Annotated in this window: 9 protein-coding genes; 7 read left to right on the top strand and 2 right to left on the bottom strand. The window is 69.3% G+C overall.

All coding sequences use genetic code 11. From position 1 onward, the window contains the following. The first annotated feature begins 44 nt into the window (after nucleotides 1-44). Genes recC through recD form a run of 3 tightly spaced genes read left to right on the top strand, consistent with a single transcriptional unit; the run spans nucleotide 45 to nucleotide 9225 of the window. Nucleotides 45-3512 (top strand): exodeoxyribonuclease V subunit gamma, encoded by a 3468-nt coding sequence (gene recC / locus N0B71_RS14255; protein WP_259759461.1) that lies wholly within the window; start codon nucleotides 45-47, stop codon nucleotides 3510-3512. Beyond that, nucleotides 3509-7201 carry an exodeoxyribonuclease V subunit beta gene (gene recB / locus N0B71_RS14260; RefSeq protein ID WP_259759462.1) on the top strand — a complete coding sequence of 1231 codons (3693 nt, stop codon included), beginning with the start codon at nucleotides 3509-3511 and terminating at the stop codon, nucleotides 7199-7201. The genes recC and recB overlap by 4 nt, the downstream gene beginning before the upstream one ends. After that, nucleotides 7198-9225 (top strand): exodeoxyribonuclease V subunit alpha, encoded by a 2028-nt coding sequence (gene recD / locus N0B71_RS14265; protein WP_259759463.1) that lies wholly within the window; start codon nucleotides 7198-7200, stop codon nucleotides 9223-9225. Before recB ends, recD begins: the two co-directional genes overlap by 4 nt. 43 nt (nucleotides 9226-9268) lie before the next feature. On the opposite strand, the gene N0B71_RS14270 is transcribed toward recD, so the two are convergent. Next, nucleotides 9269-9682 (bottom strand): type II toxin-antitoxin system VapC family toxin, encoded by a 414-nt coding sequence (locus N0B71_RS14270; protein WP_259753222.1) that lies wholly within the window; start codon nucleotides 9680-9682, stop codon nucleotides 9269-9271. Between the two features lie 24 nt (nucleotides 9683-9706). Continuing rightward, complete coding sequence (vapB, locus tag N0B71_RS14275; protein ID WP_259753223.1) at nucleotides 9707-9955, bottom strand: type II toxin-antitoxin system VapB family antitoxin; 249 nt, start codon at nucleotides 9953-9955, stop codon at nucleotides 9707-9709. Nucleotides 9956-10124: 169 nt separating this feature from the next. Between vapB and N0B71_RS14280 the strand changes: the two genes are divergently transcribed. From N0B71_RS14280 to N0B71_RS14295, 4 genes are all read left to right on the top strand, one after another. Then, complete coding sequence (locus tag N0B71_RS14280) at nucleotides 10125-12971, top strand: ATP-binding protein (protein ID WP_259753224.1); 2847 nt, start codon at nucleotides 10125-10127, stop codon at nucleotides 12969-12971. Beyond that, nucleotides 12950-14146, top strand: coding sequence for an EAL domain-containing response regulator (locus N0B71_RS14285; RefSeq protein ID WP_259753225.1), 1197 nt, complete (start codon nucleotides 12950-12952; stop codon nucleotides 14144-14146). The genes N0B71_RS14280 and N0B71_RS14285 overlap by 22 nt, the downstream gene beginning before the upstream one ends. A 144-nt stretch (nucleotides 14147-14290) precedes the next feature. Then, nucleotides 14291-17524 carry a hybrid sensor histidine kinase/response regulator gene (locus N0B71_RS14290; protein WP_259753226.1) on the top strand — a complete coding sequence of 1078 codons (3234 nt, stop codon included), beginning with the start codon at nucleotides 14291-14293 and terminating at the stop codon, nucleotides 17522-17524. A 90-nt stretch (nucleotides 17525-17614) separates the two neighbouring features. Next, nucleotides 17615-18265, top strand: coding sequence for a response regulator (locus N0B71_RS14295; RefSeq protein ID WP_259753227.1), 651 nt, complete (start codon nucleotides 17615-17617; stop codon nucleotides 18263-18265). Nucleotides 18266-18834 lie beyond the last annotated feature (569 nt).

An 18834-nucleotide genomic window follows, 5' to 3' on the forward strand; every position in this document is an offset into this window, starting at 1 on the left:
CGTACTTCGCGGGCAACGGCTGCTCGCCCGACCCTGGAGACACGATGACCGAGCAGCGACTGACCCCCGGCCTGATGGTGATCCACGGCAACCATCCGGAAGCGCTGCGCGACCTGCTGGTGCAGTGGATGAGCCTGCACCCGCTGGCGCCGCTGGAGAACGAGGTCATCCTGGTGCAGAGCAACGGCATCGCGCAGTGGCTGAAGCTGGCGCTGGGGCGCGATGTGGCGGAGGGCGGCTGCGGTGTCACCGCGGCCGTGGACGTGCAGTTGCCCGCGCAGTTTCTCTGGCGCGCCTATCGCGGCGCGTTGGGGCGCGACGAGATTCCCGAGGTCTCGGTGCTCGACAAGGGCCCGCTGACCTGGCGCCTGATGCGCCTGCTGCCGACGCTGCTGGAACGGGACGAGTTCGCCACCCTGCAGCGCTTCCTTGCCGACGACGCCGACCTGCGCAAGCGCCATCAACTGGCCGAACGCCTGGCCGACCTGTTCGACCAGTATCAGGTCTATCGCGCCGACTGGCTGGAGGACTGGAGCCGCGGCGTCGACCAGCTGCGCCTGGCCAACGGCAGCGTGCGCGAACTGGACGCCGACAACCGCTGGCAGGCCGCGCTGTGGCGCGCGCTGCTCGAGGATGTCGGCCCCGAAGGGCTGGCCACCAGCCGGGCCGGCGTGCACGGGCGCTTCATCGAGCGGCTGAAGGGCGCCGAGCAGCCGCTGCCCAACCTGCCGCGCCGTGTCGTCGTGTTCGGCATCTCCGCGATGCCCGCGCAGACCGTGGAGGCCCTGGCGGTGCTCGCGCGCCACGCCCAGGTGCTGTTGTGCGTGCACAACCCCTGCCGCCACCACTGGGCCGACATCGTTGCCGACAAGGACCTGCTGCGCCACGAATACCGCCGCCAGCGCCGCCGCGCCGGCACCCCCGAGCTGCTCAGCGACGACCAGCAGCACCAGTACGCCCAGCCCCTGCTGGCGGCCTGGGGCAAGCAGGGCCGCGACTACATCAACCTGCTCGACCAGTACGACGACCCGGAAAGCTATCGCGCGCGCCTGGGCGCCGTGAGCAACGGGCGTATCGACCTGTTCAGCGAGGTGGAGCCGTCCAGCCTGCTCGGCCAGTTGCAGGACGACATCCTCGAGCTGCGGCCGCTCGACGAAACCCGCGAACACTGGCCGGCAGTGGACCCGCAGGTCGACGACTCGGTGCGCTTCCACGTGGCCCACAGCGCCCAGCGCGAAGTGGAAATCCTTCACGACCAGCTGCTCGCGCGCTTCGACGCTGACCCCACGCTGCGGCCGCGCGACGTGATCGTCATGGTGCCGGACATCAACCCCTACGCGCCGCACATCGAAGCCGTGTTCGGCCAGATCGCCCGTGACGACAAGCGCTTCATCCCCTACACCCTGGCCGACCAGGGCCAGCGCGGCCGCGAGCCGCTGCTGGTGGCGCTGGAGCACCTGCTGCGGCTGCCCGACAGCCGTTTCGCGGTGAGCGAAATCCTCGACCTGCTGGACGTCGCCGCGCTGCGCGCGCGCTTCGGCCTGGCCGACGCCGACCTGCCGCTGCTGCGCCGCTGGATCGACGGCGCCGGCGTACGCTGGGGCCTCGACGGCCAGCAGCGCGAACGCCTGGGGCTACCCGCCGCCGCCGAAGCCAACAGCTGGCGCTTCGGCCTGCGGCGCATGCTGCTGGGCTTCGCGGTGGGCGAGGGCGAGGCCTTCCAGGGCATCCAGCCCTACGGGGAAATCGGCGGTCTCGACGCCGCCGCCCTCGGCCCGCTGGCCGGGCTGCTCGGCGCGCTGGAGAACGCCTGCGAACTGCTCGCCGAGGAAGCCGATGCGAGCACCTGGGTGCAGCGCCTGCGCCGCCTGCTGGACGACTTCTTCCGGGGCACCGACGACCACGATGAACTGCTGCGCCAGCACCTGCTGAACCTGCTCGAAGGCTGGCTGGAAACCTGCGGCCACGCCGGCTTCACGGACCCGCTGCCACTCTCGGTGGTGCGCGAGGCCTGGCTCGGCGGCCTGGATGCCGGCGGCCTGAACCAGCGCTTCCTCGCCGGTGCGGTGAGCTTCTGCACGCTGATGCCGATGCGCGCGATTCCCTTCCAGCTGGTCTGTCTGCTGGGGATGAACGATGGCGACTACCCGCGCCCGCAATCGCCGCTGGACTTCGACCTGATGCGCAATGACTACCGTCCCGGCGACCGTTCGCGGCGCGAGGACGACCGCTACCTGCTGCTCGAGGCGCTGCTCTCGGCGCGCCGCCAGCTCTACGTCAGCTGGGTGGGGCGGAGCATCCGCGACAACAGCGAGCGTCCGCCGTCGGTGCTGATCGGCCAACTGCGCGATCACCTCGCCGCCGGCTGGCGCAGCGCCGATGGCGGCGACCTGCTGCACGCGCTGACCCTGGAACACCCGCTGCAACCCTTCAGCCGCGCCTATTTCGAGGCGCCTGCGGCGCACGGCATCGATGGCCTCTACACCTATGCCCGGGAGTGGCGCGATGTGCACCGGGAGCATGACGCCGCGACGACCGAGGCCGCGCTAGCGCCCCCCGTGCTGGACGCACCCATTGGCCTGCGCGTGCTCGCCGACTTCCTCGCCAACCCGGTCGGTGCATTCTTCCTGCAGCGCCTGAAGGTGCGCTTCGGCGAGGAGCAACTCATCGGCCAGGACGAAGAACCGTTCGAGCTGAATGGCCTCGACGTGTGGCAGTTGCAGTTCGAACTCTGCGAGCGCCTGCGCCCCTGGGTGGAGCAGCACTGGCAGGGCGAGCAACTGGCGGCGCAGCTCACCGCCCAGGTCGAACGTCTGCGCCGCGAGGGCCGCCTGCCGCTGGCGGCCTTCGGAGACTTTTCCGCCCAGGCGCTGGTGGCGCCGCTGCACGACCTGCTGGCGCGCTACCGCGAGCAACTGGAGCATTGGTCGCAGGTGGAGGACGAGCAGCGCGAACTGAGCCACGTACATGCCGGCATCGAACTGGCCGACTGGCTCGGCGGCCTGCGCCGCAACGCCGACGGCCAGCTCGCCAGCCTGCAACTGGTCAGCGGCAAGCTGCACGAAGGCAAGGGCTACAAATGGCATGGCCTGGTGCGTCCGTGGGTGCGCCATCTCGCCTTGCAACTGTGTGGCGAACCGGTGACCAGCGTGTTGATCGGCCTGACCGGCACGCTGGAGTTCCCGCCGCTGCCGGCGCAGGACGCGCGCGCCGAACTGGATGCGCTGATGCAGGCGTGGTTTGAGGGCATGAGCCGTCCGCTGCCGGTGGCGTGCAAGGCGGCCTTCGCCTGGCTCGCCGCCGGAGACGATGAAGAGCGCGCCGCCCGCGAAGCCGCCAAGCGCTATGACGGCGGCTTCAACCTGAGCGGCGAGGCGTCGTCGTCGGCGGCGCTGGCGCGGGTCTATCCCGACTTCGCCGCGCTCGCTGCCAGCGGTGAATTCGGCGCCTGGGCCGAAGCGCTGTACGGGCCGCTGTTCTCGATTGTGCAGCGCAAGGAGCAGGACTCATGAGCGCCGTCGCACAAGCGCTGAATCCCCTCGAGTTCCCGCTGCACGGCAGCCGGCTGATCGAGGCCAGCGCCGGTACCGGCAAGACCTTCACCATCGCCTTGCTCTACGTGCGCCTGGTGCTGGACCACGGCGGTGAGCAGGCAGCGTTCGGCCGGCCGCTGAGCCCGCCGGAAATCCTCGTGGTGACCTTCACCGAAGCCGCGACCCAGGAGCTGCGCGAGCGTATCCGCGCGCGCCTGGGCGAGGCGGCGCGCTGCTTCGCCGAGCCCGTGCAGAAACACGACGGCCTGCTGGTGACGCTGCGCGACAGCTACGCCCCCGAGCGCTGGCCCGGCTGCGCGCGACTGCTGCGCCTGGCCGCCGAGTGGATGGACGAGGCGGCCGTCTCCACCATCCACAGCTGGTGCTACCGCATGCTGCGCGAGCACGCCTTCGACAGCGGCAGCCTGTTCACCCAGGACCTCGCCGCCGACCAGAGCGAGCTGCTCGCCGAAGCCGTGCGCGACTACTGGCGGCGCAACTTCTACCCGCTGGGCGTGGCCGCGGCCAATGCCGTGCGCCACTGCTACGCCGGCCCCGAAGCCCTGGCCCGCGCACTGCAACCGCTGCTGGCGGCGCAGGAAGCCGGCTTCCGCTATGCGGACCAGCCGCTGACGGCGCCGGCCTCGCTGGCCGAGCTGCTGGAGGCCACCGGCCAGTTCTACGACGACCTCGCGGCCGCCGAAGCCCGCGCCCGCGAAGCCTGGGCGGCGGACCGCGAGGGCATCGCCGAACTGCTGCGCAACCTGCGCGGCGACCTCAACGGCAACAGCTATCGCGGCAAGGATGACGACGCCGTGTTCGCCGGCTGGATCGACGCGCTGGATGCCTGGAGCGAAGGCGCGGACGCGCCGGACAACCTGGCGAAGTTCGGCCAGACGCGGATCAAGGTGAAAGCCAAGGCCGTGGTGCCGGAACACCCGGCGCTGCTGGCCATCGACGCCTGGGTCGAGCGCGCCGAAGGGCGCCCGGACATCGCCCCGCAACTGCTGCTGCACGCGCTGGGCGAAGTGCGGCACACCCTCGAAGTGGAAAAGCAGAAGCGCGCCGAACTGGGCTTCGACGACCTGCTGGTGCGCCTCGACCGCGCGCTGGCCGGCAGCGGCGGCGAGCGCCTGGCCGAGCGCATCCGCGAGCAGTTCCCGGTCGCCCTGATCGACGAATTCCAGGACACCGACCCGCTGCAGTACCGCATCTTCGAGCGCGTCTACCGCATCGGCGAGAACCCGAGGAACCTCGGCCTGTTCATGATCGGCGACCCCAAGCAGGCGATCTACGCCTTCCGTGGCGCCGACATCCACACCTACCTGCGCGCCCGCGCCGCCACCGCCGGGCGGCATTACACGCTGGGCACCAACTTCCGCTCGACCCTGGCCATGGTCAAGGCGGCCAACCGCTGCTTCCTGTTCGCCGAAAGCCACCCGCGCGGGGCCTTCCGCTTCGCCGTGGAGGGCCAGGACAACCCCGTGCCCTTCCTCGACGTGGGCGCGCGCGGGCGCGATGAAGCGCTGCTGCTCGAAGGCAGCGAAGCGCCGGCCATGACCTTCTGGCAGCTGGACAACGAGGGCCAGGTCTGCGGCTCCACCCTGTATCGCCAGGAAATGGCCGCGCGCACGGCCAGCGCCATCCAGCGCTGGCTGAGCTCCGCGCAGAGCGGCTTCCGCGCGGCGGATGGCCAATGGCGCGCGCTGCGCCCCGCGGATATCGCCATCCTCGTGCGCGGCCGCAGCGAGGCTGAAGCGGTGCGCGGCGAACTGGCGAAGCGCCGGCTCGCCAGCGTCTACCTGTCCGACCGTGATTCGGTGTTCGACAGCGCCGAAGCCATCGACCTGCTGCACTGGCTTCGCGCCTGTGCCGACCCCGGCGATGACGGCGCCCTGCGCATCGCCCTGGCCACCCGCAGCCTGGCGCTGGACTGGGCGACCCTGGAGCGGCTGAACCAGGACGAGCGCTTCTGGGAAGACATGGTCCTGCGCTTCCGCGATTATCGCGTGCTCTGGCAGCAGCAGGGCGTGCTGCCGATGCTGCGCCGCCTGCTCGCCGACTTCGCCCTGCCGGCGCGCCTGCTGCGCGAAGCCGACGGCGAACGCAGCCTGACCAACCTGCTGCACCTGGCCGAATGGCTGCAGCGCGAGGCCGTTGAAGTGGACGGCGAACACGCGTTGCTGCGGGTGCTCGCCGAACAGCTGGAGAATCCCTCCAGCGAGGAAATCCTGCGCCTGGAAAGCGACGCCGACCTGATCAAGGTGGTGACCATCCACAAGTCCAAGGGCCTCGAATACCCGCTGGTGCTGCTGCCTTTCATCTGCACCTGGCGCGAGCTGGACGGCAAGAGCGGCACGCCGCCGAGCTTCCAGTCCGGCGAGGCGCGCGTGGTGGAATTGTCCCGCGACAAGGAGCTGGCCAAGGCGGCGTTCCAGCAGGCCAACGACGAGCGCCTGAGCGAGGACATGCGCCTGCTCTACGTGGCCCTGACCCGGGCGCGCCACGCCGTCTGGCTGGGCATGGCGCCGCTGGTGATGAGCAACAGCAAGAACCCCGAACTGCACAAGGGCGCCATGGGCTACCTGCTCGGTGGCGGCAACGCGCTGAGCGTCGAGGACGTGACCGCGCGGCTGGGCGACCTGCAGGCTGGCCTTGCGGAAATCGTCCTGCAGCCGGCACCGGACATCGGCACGGACCTGTTCGTCGGTGTGCAACGCGGTGAGCTGGGCGCCGCTCGGGAGCCACGCCGCCGCGTGGCGGAGAAATGGTGGATCGCCAGCTATTCCGCGCTGGCGAACCTGGCCACCGAGGGAGCCGAGGAGGGCGACAACGACGTCGCCCCGGCGCCGGCCGCCGACGAGCCCATCAGCGCTGACGAAGACCTGCTGCGCGAAAGCAGCCTGGAAGAACAGCGGGTGCTCGAGGCCGTGCCCGCGCCGTTCAGCCTGCACGCCTTCCCGCGCGGCGCGAACCCCGGCAGCTTCCTCCATGGGTTGCTGGAGTGGGCCGCCGACGAGGGCTTCAACGCCGACGACGACACGTTGCGCGACCAGGTCGCCCGGCGCTGCGCCGTGCGCGGCTGGGACGAGTGGATCGAGCCGCTCGCCGGCTGGCTCGGCCAGTACCTGCGCACGGCATTCCGTGTGCCCGACGCGGCGCCGGTCAGCCTCGCCGGGCTGACCACCTTCCAGAAGGAAATGGAGTTCTGGTTCGCCACCCGCCATGTCGACACCCAACGCCTGGACGCCGCCGTGATCCGCCATACCCTCGGCGGCGCGCCTCGGCCGACATTGCAGGCGAACCAGCTCAACGGCATGCTCAAGGGCTTCATCGACCTGGTGTTCGAGCACGAAGGGCGCTACTACGTGGCCGACTACAAGTCCAACTGGCTGGGCGCCGACGACGAGGCCTACACCGCCACGGCGCTGCGCGAGGCCTTGCTGGAGCACCGCTACGACCTGCAGTACGCGCTCTACCTGTTCGCCCTGCACCGGTTGTTGCAGGCGCGCCTGCCCGACTACGACTACGACCGCCACATCGGAGGCGCGATGTACCTGTTCCTGCGCGGCAGTGCCTCGGCAACCCAGGGCATGTACCTGGAGCGGCCGCCCAAGGCGCTGATGGACGAGCTGGACCGGCTGTTCCGAGCACAGGTGACCGCATGAAGAGCACCACCCAGATGCTCGACCTGATCGGCCGCTGGGCCGAGCGCGGCTGGCTGCGCGAGCTGGACCGCGCCTTCGCGATCTTCCTGGTGGAGCGCGCGCCGGATGCCAACCCGCTGCTGATTCTCGCCGCCGCCCTGGCCAGTCACCAGCTCGGCCGTGGGCACGTCTGCCTCGACCTGGAAGCGACCCTGGCCGACAGCCGCTTCGCCCTGTCCCTGCCGCCGGAAGGCGACTCGGCCAAGGATGCCCCGGAGCTGCCCGGCGTGCTGCTGGACGGCTTCGACCTCGACGGCTGGCGCGCCGTGCTCAACGACCCGCGGCTGGTCGGCGACGGCCCCGGCGACACGCCCCTGGTGCTGGCCGGCCGACGCTTGTACCTGCGTCGTTATTGGCAGTACGAGCGCGACGTGCGCGCCGGCATCGATCAACGCCTGCGACAGGGCGATGCGCTGCGTGCCGCGCTGCCCGCCGCGCCCCTGCGCCGGGCGCTGGATGCGCTGTTCCCGAAGAAGCCCGGCGCGCCGGCCGACTGGCAGAAGCTCGCCTGCGCACTGGTCGCGGGCAACGCCTTCGGCATCGTCACCGGCGGCCCCGGCACCGGCAAGACGACCACCGTGGTGAAGCTGCTGGCGCTGCTGCAAAGCCTGGCGCTGGAGGAGGGCGGCCGACCGCTGCGTATCCGCCTCGCCGCGCCCACCGGCAAGGCGGCGGCGCGCCTCAACGAATCGATTTCCGGCGCGGTGAAGGGCCTGAAGCTGGACGCGCTGCCCGATGGCGAAGCCGTGCGCCGGGAGATCCCCACCGACGTCACCACGCTGCACCGCCTGCTCGGCAGCCGGCCGGACAGCCGCCAGTTCCGCCACCACGCCGGCAACCCGCTGGCGCTGGAGCTGCTGGTGGTGGACGAAGCCTCGATGGTCGACCTGGAGATGATGGCCTCGCTGCTCGCCGCCTTGCCGCCGCGTGCGCGATTGATCCTGCTCGGCGACAAGGACCAGTTGGCCTCGGTGGAAGCCGGCGCGGTGCTGGGCGAGCTGTGCAGCCGCGCCCGCGAAGGCCATTATCGCCCGGCCACCCGTGACTGGCTGGAAGCGGTGACCGGTGAGCAGATCGATCCGGTGCTGCTGGACGAACAGGGCAGCGACCTCGACCAGGCCGTGGCCATGCTCCGCCACAGCCACCGTTTCAGCGCCGCCAGCGGTATCGGCCAACTGGCCGAGGCGGTCAACGCCGGCGATGTCCCGGCCTTGCGCCAGGTGTGGAAGGCGCAGCACGAAGACCTCGCCCGCATCGCCGTGGACGCCCAGGACACCCGCCGCCTGCGCGACCTGGTGATCGACGGCGGGCGCTGTGGCGACCTGTTCGGCCCGGTGGGGTACGCCCACTACCTGCGCCTGGTCAGCGGCGCCCGCCCGGCGGACGACGCCGACCAGGCCGCGCTGGACGGCTGGGCCAGGCAGGTGCTGCAGGCCCACGGCCAGTTCCAGTTGCTCTGCGCGTTGCGTCGCGGGCCCTGGGGTGTGGAGGGGTTGAACAGCCTGGTCGGCGAACTGCTGCAGCGCGAAGGGTTGATCCCCTCGGCGAGCGGCTGGTTCGCCGGCCGCCCGGTGCTGGTCACCCGCAACGACTACGGCCTGGGCCTGATGAACGGCGACATCGGCATCACCCTGGCGCTACCGCAGGCGGCCGACGACGGCACGGTGCGTTGGGTGGCGCGCGTGGCCTTCCCGGCCGGCGACGGCACCGATGCCATCCGCTGGATCCTCCCCAGCCGCCTGCAAGCGGTGGAAACCGTGTTCGCCATGACCGTGCACAAGTCCCAGGGCTCGGAGTTCACCCACGCCGCGCTGCTGCTGCCCGACAGCCTCAACCCCATCCTCACCCGCGAACTGGTCTACACCGGCATCACCCGCGCGCGCCAATGGTTCACCCTGGCCAGCGCCGGGCGCGGCTGGCAGGTGCTGGAAGCGGCGACGGAGCGGCGCGTGCAGCGGGCGAGCGGGTTGCTGGATCGGTCGTGAGGTAGCGACGCTGGCCGGGGCGCCCTGGCGCCATGAGGCTCCGTCAGGTCGGCTGATCGCTGCACCAGTCCTCGACGAGCAGCCCCGGTACCCGGCGAAACTCGCGGGTGTTGTTGGTCACGACGATGCATTGGGTCGCCAGGGCATGCCCGGCGATGCCCGTGTCGTTCGGGCCGATCGGCGTCCCCGCGTCGAGCAGTTGCCGCATCAGCTTCGCGGAGGCATCCACGGCGTCGCTATCCCAGGGCAGCACGTCATCCAGACGCTGAACCAGCGCGTCGATCCATGCCGTCACTGCTCGGGGAGCTTTGGGCGATGCCGCGCCGTAGCGCAGCTCCGCATAGGTGATGGCTGAGATCACCAGCCGATTGCCGGCTTCCGCGGCGTGCTGCAGTCGCTGCAGAACCTGCGGTGGGTTCTTGCGCATGATGAGCGAGCAGATGTTGGTATCGAGCATGTAGGTCACGGGAGCCGCCACAGGTCACTCCTCGTCGTCGCTGAAATCGACCCGGCCGGGTTCGATCATCGTGGGCCGATCGGACAGGATGTCGGCATCGATGGGCTCAAGGTCGGCCAGGCTGCTCCAGGTGGGGCGGGCCGGACGCAGCGTCAGGGTGTCGCCTTCACGGGTCATCACCAACTCGGTCACGCCCTTGAACTCCATGTCCCGGGGGATTCGGACGGCCTGGTTCTTGCCATTGCGGAACAGGGAAACGGTGGTGGTCGGCATGGTGCACCTCCTGGTCAAGGGGAACGAAACCTGAGGTCCATAGTTTAACATATGCCAAGCATATGTCTGTATCAGAGGTGTGGAGCCGCGACGGGTTCCAGCCCGCATTTCCCCGCTTTTTAGATTTGTCTGATGTCCGCCTGGCAAGCTTTTCGCCAGGCTGGCGGCCATGAAACTCAAGCAGTTCCTTCGTCGTCAGGATTCATCCTTTTCCACCCCGAAGGCGGCCCGAAAGCTCCTTCGTCTGCTGGCCTGGGTGGTGATCGCCTGCCTGTTCTTCACCCTGGGCCTGTTCCTCGCCGCGAGTTTCAACAGCGAAGTGTCGCAGCTGCGCCGGCAGATGAATGCCGCCATGTACGAGGCCCAGGACTACCTCGGCCAACGCGAATCGCTGCTGGAGCACCTCAGCCGTGGCGTCACCTGGAGGGCCCGCGAGCCGTTGCTGCAATGGCGCCAGCTGAGCGTGCCGGTGCCGCCCCATGAGCAGGTCTTCGTCACCCTTGGCGAGCCGGATTCCAACTGGAGCCTGGCGCTGTCCGGCCGCGACCTGTCGGAGCTGGAAGCCAAGCGACTGAACCTGATCTACGTATCGCCCGCGGGGGACCGGGTCGTCACCCGCCTGTACGGGGCGCCGGCGCTCAACGCCGTGGTGCCGCCCGCGGTCCTCGAAGCACTCGGGCAACCCGGCACGCCGAAGGAAGAGCAGCAGGTGCGCTGGCTCGCCGACCCGACCGACCCGCAGGCGCGGCAGTACCTGTTCACCCGCGTGACCCGCGAACAGGACAACGGCTGGCTGGGCCTGGAATTGTACGGCGCCGACCTCGCCGCCGCCCTGGGCGTGCCCGAGGCCGGGCGCTTCCTGCTGCTGGACCGCGAGCACCGGGCGATCCTCGGCAGCGCGGTCACGCCGCAGCTCGGGCTGCAGTTCAGCGACATCTGGCAGGGCGACCACTTCGCCTTCAGCGGCCCCGGCCTGCTGCCCAGCCACCTGGCGCTGCTCAAGCACCTAGGGAGCTCCGACTGGTCGCTGATCTACTACTTCAACCTGGCCGAACTGCTGGTGCCGATGTGGCCGCGGGTGCTGGCCTCGCTGCTGTTCCTGCTGGGCTGTTCGCTGCTGGTCTGGGGCATGTGCCGGCGCATCGACCGCCGGTTGATCGGCCCGGCGCAGCACCGTCTGGACGCCCTGGTGGAGAACGAGGGCTTCTCCCGCGCCATGATCCAGACCGCCCCGGTGGCGCTTTGCGTATTGCGTCGCAGCGATGCCGAGGTGGTGCTGGAGAACCGTCTCGCCCAGCAGTGGCTCGGCACGGGCGACGAGCGCCGCTACTGGAGCCACGGCTGGCTGGAGCGCGGCTTCAACAGTGGCGAGGAGGGCGGCTGCGAGGAGGTGGAAACCCACACCGGCCGGCACCTCTACCTGAGCTACACGCCCGCCCGCTATAAGGGCGAGGAAGTGCTTTGCTGCGCCTTCAGCGACATCAGCGCGCGCAAGCAGACCGAAGCGGCGCTGGCCGAAGCCAAGCGCCTGTCCGACGCCGCCAACGAGGCCAAGACGCTGTTCCTGGCGACCATGAGCCACGAGATCCGCACCCCGCTGTATGGCGTGCTCGGCACCCTCGAACTGCTTGGCCGCACCGCCCTGGACCACCAGCAGTCGGGCTACCTGCGCGCCATCCAGCGCTCCTCCTCGACCCTGCTGCAATTGATCAGCGACGTGCTCGACGTCTCGAAGATCGAGGTCGGCCAACTGGGCCTGGAACCGGTGGAGTTCTCCCCGCTGGAGCTGAGCCTCGACAGCGTCCAGGCATACGCCGCCGCGGCCCGCGCCAAGGGCCTGCAGATCTACGCTTGCTGCGACCCGCAGATGCCCGAGCGGATGCTGGGCGACGCCGTGCGCATCCGCCAGATCCTCAACAACCTGCTGAGCAATGCGGTGAAGTTCACAGACAGCGGGCGCATCGTCCTGCGTGTTCGCGCAGAGCCGGGCGAGGACGGGCAGGACACCCTGCACTGGCAGGTGGCGGACACCGGCATCGGTATTCCCGAGGACCAGCAGGCGAACCTCTTCGACGCCTTCTACCAGGTCTCCGGCCAGGCGCGCATGGCCGGCGGCACCGGCCTCGGCCTGTCGATCTGCAAGCGCCTCACCGAACTGATGGGCGGGCGCCTGCGGGTGGTCAGCGACGTTGGCCTGGGCAGCAGCTTCTCCGTCAGCCTGCCGCTGCACTGCGTGGACCGGCATCCCCCCGGCGAGCCCCGGCTGAGCAACGCCATGGTCTGGGTGCATGCGCCCAACCGCGAGCTGGCCGAATGCCTGTGCGGCTGGATCACCCGCTGGGGCGCGCGCGCCCAGGTGGTGGCGTGCGATCAGCCGGTCGAGGACGACGCCACCAGTGTGCTGGTGGACCTGCGCGTCAATCCCCATGACCGCACGCCGCTGCCCGCCTGGCGGGGTTGCCGGGTGCTGATCAGCGACCTGGGCGGCGAGCTGCCGCGCCAGGAGGGCTGCGACTGGCACGTGGGGCGCTACAACCTCGAAGGACTGCGCCGCGCCCTGGCCTCCGCGCAGGGCTGCGTCGGCGGCGAAGCCGCGCGCCTGCACGAGTCACTGCCCGATATCGGCCTCGGCCTGCGCGTGCTGCTGGTGGAGGACAACCCGATCAACCAGCTGATCCTGCGTGACCAGCTGGAGACGCTCGGCTGCACCGTCGAACTTGCCAGCGACGGCCGGCAGGCACTCGCCCGCTGGCAGCCGGAGTCCTTCGACGTGGTGCTCACCGACGTCAACATGCCCCACCTCAACGGCTACGAACTGGCCCGGGCGCTGCGCCAGCGCGGCTACCGCGGGCCGATCATCGGCGCCACCGCCAACGCCATGCACGAGGAAAACGACCGTTGCCTCGCCGCCGGCATGAACCTCTGCCTGCTCAAGCCGGTGGACCTGCGCACCCTGCGCCACTGCCTGACCAGCCTGCCCGCGGAGGTGCCGCCATGCGACATCAGCGAATCCTGATCGTCGAAGACCAACCCTTCCAGCGCGAGTACCTGCTCAACCTGTTCCGCGAGCAGGGCGTGCTGGAACTGCGCGCCGCCGAGGATGGCGCCGAGGCGCTGCGCTGGCTGGCGCGGGAGCGTTTCGACCTGGTGGTCAGCGACCTGATGATGCCCGGTCTCGATGGTGTGCAGCTGATCCAGCGGCTCGCCGCGCTGAGCGATCCGCCGCTGCTGGCGATCATGAGTTCGGCGTCGCGCCCGTTGATGGGCAGCGCCTGCATGGTCGCCCGCGCCCATGGCATCACCGTGCTCGAACAGATCGCCAAGCCGGCTCGTGCGCCGGTGATCCGCCGCCTGCTAGAGAAGCTCGTCGTACGCCAGGAGCGCGCCGAGCAGCGGCGTGCGCCGGTCATCCCGACGCCGACCCGCGAAGCGCTGGAAGAAGCCCTGGCGCAAGGCCAGTTCCGCGCCTGGTTCCAGCCCAAGGCCTCGCTGATCGACGGCCGCATCGTCGCGGCCGAAGCCCTGGTGCGCTGGCAACATCCGGTCCACGGCGTGCTGTACCCGGGGAGCTTCATGCCGGCGCTGACCGCCGCCGGGCTGGACGAGGCATTGCTATGGACGGTGCTCGGACAGGCGCTGCAGGCCCAGGCCAACTGGAGCCAGCTCGGCTTTCACCTGTCGGTGGCGGTGAACCTGCCGACCCATCTGCTGGACGATGCCGAGTTGCCGGATCGCCTCGCCGCCTTCGTCGCCACCCAGGGCGGCGTGCCGGCGCACATCGTTTTCGAACTGCTCGAATGCAGCAGCACGGCGACGCCGGCCAACTACTACGCCGGCACCTGCCGCCTGCGCATGAAGGGCTTCGGCCTGGCCCAGGACGATTTCGGCCAGGGCTACAGCTCGCTGTACAACCTGGTCTCCACGCCGTTCACGGAGCTGAAGATCGACCGCGCGCTGGTGCACGGTTGCGTGGACGACGAAGGCCTGGCGGCGGCGCTGGAGAGCATCGTCAAGCTCGGCAGGCAATTGGGGCTGGAGGTGATCGCCGAGGGCGTCGAGCACCCAGAGGAGCTGGCGCTGCTGCGCCGCCTGCGTTGCGATTGCGCCCAGGGCTTCCTCATTTCCGAGGCGGTGCCGCCGGACGTGTTCACCCGCCAGCTGCTGCAGGAGCGCGCCGCCATGGCTCATTGATCCATGGCAGACAGATCGCAGATGCCACGGCGCTCGTCGGCGCGGCATCCGCCCGCAGGTCGCCTAATTCGTTACTCACATCTACAGTTCGCTGGTATCCGGCGGGCCCTCCGCCGCCACTTTCCGCGACACCGGATGTTTTGCATGATGGAACATGACCACGGCTCGATTCGTAAACTCGCGAGCTCGTCGCTGCGCCTGAACGTCGTGCTGCTGTGCGCCGTCTCCCTCGCCCTGATGCTGGTGGGTGCCTGCTACTGGGCGCTGGGCCGGGTGGTGCAGGAAGAGCGCGACAAGGTGCATTTTCACTTCACCCGCCTGGTGGGCGACATCCACGAGCACGAGGCCTTCCTCAACCGCATCGCCCAGCAGAGCGACGAGTCGACCCAGCGCCAGGACCTGGACGTGATCCCACTGCAGCGGCGCCTGCTGATCCGTGAAAACGGCATGGAGATCCACGAGGGGCGGGAATTCTCTTTCGCCATGTCCTTCACCCTGGCGCAGCAGGTGCGCCATGTCGATCCGCGCGACCGGCCCGGCACCTTCTCCTTCGGCGTGATGCTGGCGAATTTCTACAGCAGCTACTGGAGCACCTCGTCGTTCCCCTCGCCGCAGGTCCTGGTGCTCGACCTGCATGGGCCGACCAGCCTCGCGGTGCCCTCCATCGGCAACTTCCGCGGGCAGCGGCCGCTGACCCGGGTTAGCTACCTGCCGGTGATCGAGCGGGTGCACCAGGCGCTGGAGGCGCGTTCGCCCAAGCGCAGCGATACGCAGGTGCACTGGGCGCCCGCGCTGCCCTACACCGGCGGCGAGAGCCGCGAGCTGCTGGCGTATGTCAGCCTCGATCTGCCCGATGCGCTGTGGTGGGAGTCGGACCTGGATCGCCGCGTCGTCGCGGTCTCGCTGCTGGATCTCGAACGCATCAATGACCTTGAACAGGTCCTCGACCGTCCGGTGTTCGACGAGCTGGAACTGGTGTCGCCGAGCGGCCAGGTGCTGATCGACTTTCCCGGCGGCGAGAAGGACTACCACGAGGGCCTGAACGTCAGCAGCGACGGCCTGGTGTTCAAGGTCCGCAGCGAATTCAACGGCGGCTGGACCGCACTCTACCGGCTGAGCTACGCCAGCTTCTTCCGCTACGCCAAGTGGCAGTTCCTCGGTGGCCTGGCGCTGATCCTCGGCAGCCTGGCCGGTGGCTGGTTCGCCATCCGCTGGTACTCGCGGCGGGTGATCCGGCCGGCACGCCGCGCACACCTGGAGATCGTCGAGAGCGACGCCTTCAGCCGCGCGGTGATCCAGACTGCGCCGGTGGCGCTGTGCGTGCTGCGCCACGGCAGCCACCAGGTGGTGATGCAGAATCGCCTGGCCGAACTCTGGCTGGGCGATGCCGACGCCATCACCCGCATCAGCCGCGACTGGGACCTCAGCGGGCGGATCGGCGCAGGCGCCGGCGAGCTGGTGTTCGAACTGGAAGGCCGCGCCCTGCATGCCAGTTTCGCCCCGACCCGCTACCGCGGCGAGAACGTGGTGCTGTGCGCCTTCAACGACATCAGCGCGCACAAGCAGGCGCAGCAGATGCTGGCCGACGCCAAGCGTTCGGCGGACGCCGCCAGCGAGGCGAAATCGGTGTTCCTCGCCACCATGAGCCATGAAATCCGCACGCCGCTGTACGGCGTGCTGGGCACCCTGGAACTGCTCGGCCTGACCGAGCTGACCGGCCAGCAGCGCGACTACCTGGCCACCATCCAGCGCTCGTCCTCGACCCTGCTGCAACTGATCAGCGACATCCTCGACGTGTCCAAGATCGAAGCCGGGCAGATGGCCCTGGAAGCGGTGGAATTCAACCCGCTGGAGCTGGCCGAGGACGTGGTCGCCGGGTACGCCGGGGTGGCCGAGGGCAAGCAGTTGCAGCTCTACGCCTGCATCGACGCGGACATTCCCGGCCTGGTGCGCGGCGACGCCGTGCGCATCCGCCAGATTCTCGCCAACCTGCTGAGCAACGCGCTGAAGTTCACCGACATCGGCCGCGTGGTGCTGCGCCTGCGCAGCGTCGCCAGCGAGCACGGCGAGACGGCCCTGCAGTGGCAGGTGACCGACACCGGCATCGGCATGTCCGATGCCCAGCAGCAGCGCCTGTTCGAGCCGTTCTACCAGGCCCACGGCCACGAGCACACGGTCAGCGGCACCGGTCTGGGCCTGTCGATCTGTGCGCGGTTGAGCGAGCTGATGGGCGGCCACCTGCGCGTGGTGAGCGAAACCGGCCTGGGCAGCAGCTTCACCTTCACCTTGGCCTTGCCGGTGCTCGAACACGACCAGCCGCTGGCCGATGCCGCGCCGCTGCTGCCGCAGCCGGTGTATGTGCGGGCACCGGTGAAGGAGCTGGCGCAGAGTCTGGCCGCCTGGGTCGACTGCTGGGGCGGCTCGGCGCTGGTGCAGGACGAGCTGCCCGCGGATGCACCCCCCGGCGCGGTATTGCTGGATGCGCTCGACGCCGGCGACGCGCCGCTGTGGCACGGCCCGCGCGTGCGTGCCCTGACCGACGGTGGCGCCCATCCGCAGGCGTCGGCCCAGGGCTGGGAAGCCAGCCTCTACCACCTCGCCGGCATCGCCCAGGCCCTGCGCCTGGCCCAGCAGGGCGGCAGTATCGAGGCTCGCCAGGCGCCGCGTATCCCCCGGCTGGGCAAGCTGGGCCTGCGCGTGCTGGTGGCCGAGGACAACCCGATCAACCAGGCGCTGCTCAAGGAGCAGCTCGAAGAACTGGGCTGCCGCGTGACCCTCACCAGCAACGGCCGCGAGGCGCTGCAGCGCTGGGCGCCAGGCGCGTTCGACGCCTTGCTCACCGATGTGAACATGCCGGTGATGAATGGCTACGAACTGGTGGGCGAACTGCGCCGCCACGACAGTTGGCTGCCGATCATCGGCGTCACCGCCAACGCCCTGCGCGAGGAGGGCGAGCGCTGCATGGCGGTGGGCATGAACCTCTGGCTGGTCAAGCCGATGAGCCTGCGTACCCTGCACGACGGGTTGCTCAAGGTGTGCGGGCATCTGCCGGCCGAGCCGGCGCCGGACGACGAGCCCTCGGCGGCGCCGGTGGCGGACCGCATCGAGGTCTCGGATAAGATGCGCGAACTGTTCCTGCGCACCATGCGCCAGGACATGCAGGGCGTGGGCGACGCCCTGCAGCACGGCGACCTGGCTACCGTTCGCCAGCAGGTGCATCGCCTGCGCGGCGCGCTGGCGGTGGTCCAGGCCCACGGGCTCAGTGATGCCTGCGGTGCGGTGGAGCAAGCGCTGATCGCGCAGCCTGCCGGGCCGGAACTGTCCGCGGCGGTGAGCGCGCTGCTGGGACGAATCGAGGCAGCCCTGGCGCGGCTCTGACAGCCTGCGCGCAAACCGGGGCTACTCTGGAAAAGTGGCCGTGCCCCTGTGGCCGGCCGACGATCGCAAACGTTGGGACTCAGGAAACTCATGGAAAAAGTCAGAGTGGCACTAGCGGACGACCATCCCATCGTCCTGATGGGGGTTCGCGAGGTGATCGAGCGGGACGATCGCTTCGAGGTGATCGGCGAGGCACACAACTCCAGCGAACTGGTGGCCCTGTACCGAGAACAGCACCCGGCCATCGTCATCACCGACTACAACATGCCGGGCGACCAGACCTACGGCGACGGCCTCAAGCTCATCGAGTTCCTGCTGCGTAACTTCCCCGGCACGCGCATCCTCATCCTCACCATGCTGTCCAACCCGCTGATCCTCTCCAGCCTGTACGACCTGGGGGTCTCCGGGGTGATCCTGAAGAACGGCGATCTCGACGAGATCCTGGTGGCGCTCAAGGCGCTGGCCCAGGACCGTATCTACCGCGGCCCGGGCATGCAGTCCGCCAGCAGCGTGCTGGCCAGCGGCGATGACGTGGAGGGGCGTATCGCCAGCCTGTCGGCGAAGGAGTACGAGGTGCTGCGCCACTTCGTCTCGGGGATGAGCGTGCGCGACATTGCCCTGCTGCTCAACCGCAGCGTGAAGACCGTGAGCGCGCAGAAGATTTCCGCCATGCGCAAGCTGAACGTCGAGACCGACCAGGCGCTGTTGACCTTCTGTGTGATGGCGAACCTGTTTCAGTAGGCCTGACGCTGCATTCCTGCAGGCGGCCGTGCCATGTCTCGCGGCTTAGGAGCAACTGTCTTTCTCTGAAGGTCCGTGCCGAGGGCTTCCCTCTCCCTAACCCTCTCCCTAAAGGGAGAGGGGACCGGTCGGTGCAGGAGGAATCCAAGGTGTCAGCCGGCACGGGCAGCTCCCTCTCCCTTCGGAGCGGGGCGCGCAGCCAGGGCGGGGGAGAAGGGCACGCCCCGGCGCGATTTTTCAGGTTGGAGCGGACTTTGTCCGCGATGGTCTCCGGCGCAATACGAACCTATCGCGGACGGAGTCCGCTCCTACGAGATCACGAACCCCGGAGGGAGAGTGGTCCGACTGGCGCAGGCTGACTCAAGGGTATCCGTCATCGGCGGATAACCCGTTCCGGGTTATGCGCCCTACGGTCTGAAACGCCGATTCAACGAGGCCTCCTGAACGGGCATTCGGCGCGCGCGGATAGTTATCTGGAAGCCTTCTGAAAAGCCAAATCAAACCGGGGGGCTTTTCGTAGGAGCGAGCTTGCTCGCGAACCGCCCAACGCCGGCCTTCCCCTGTAGGAG

The sequence above is a fragment of the Pseudomonas sp. GCEP-101 genome, from assembly GCF_025133575.1.
GTDB lineage: Bacteria > Pseudomonadota > Gammaproteobacteria > Pseudomonadales > Pseudomonadaceae > Pseudomonas > Pseudomonas nitroreducens_B.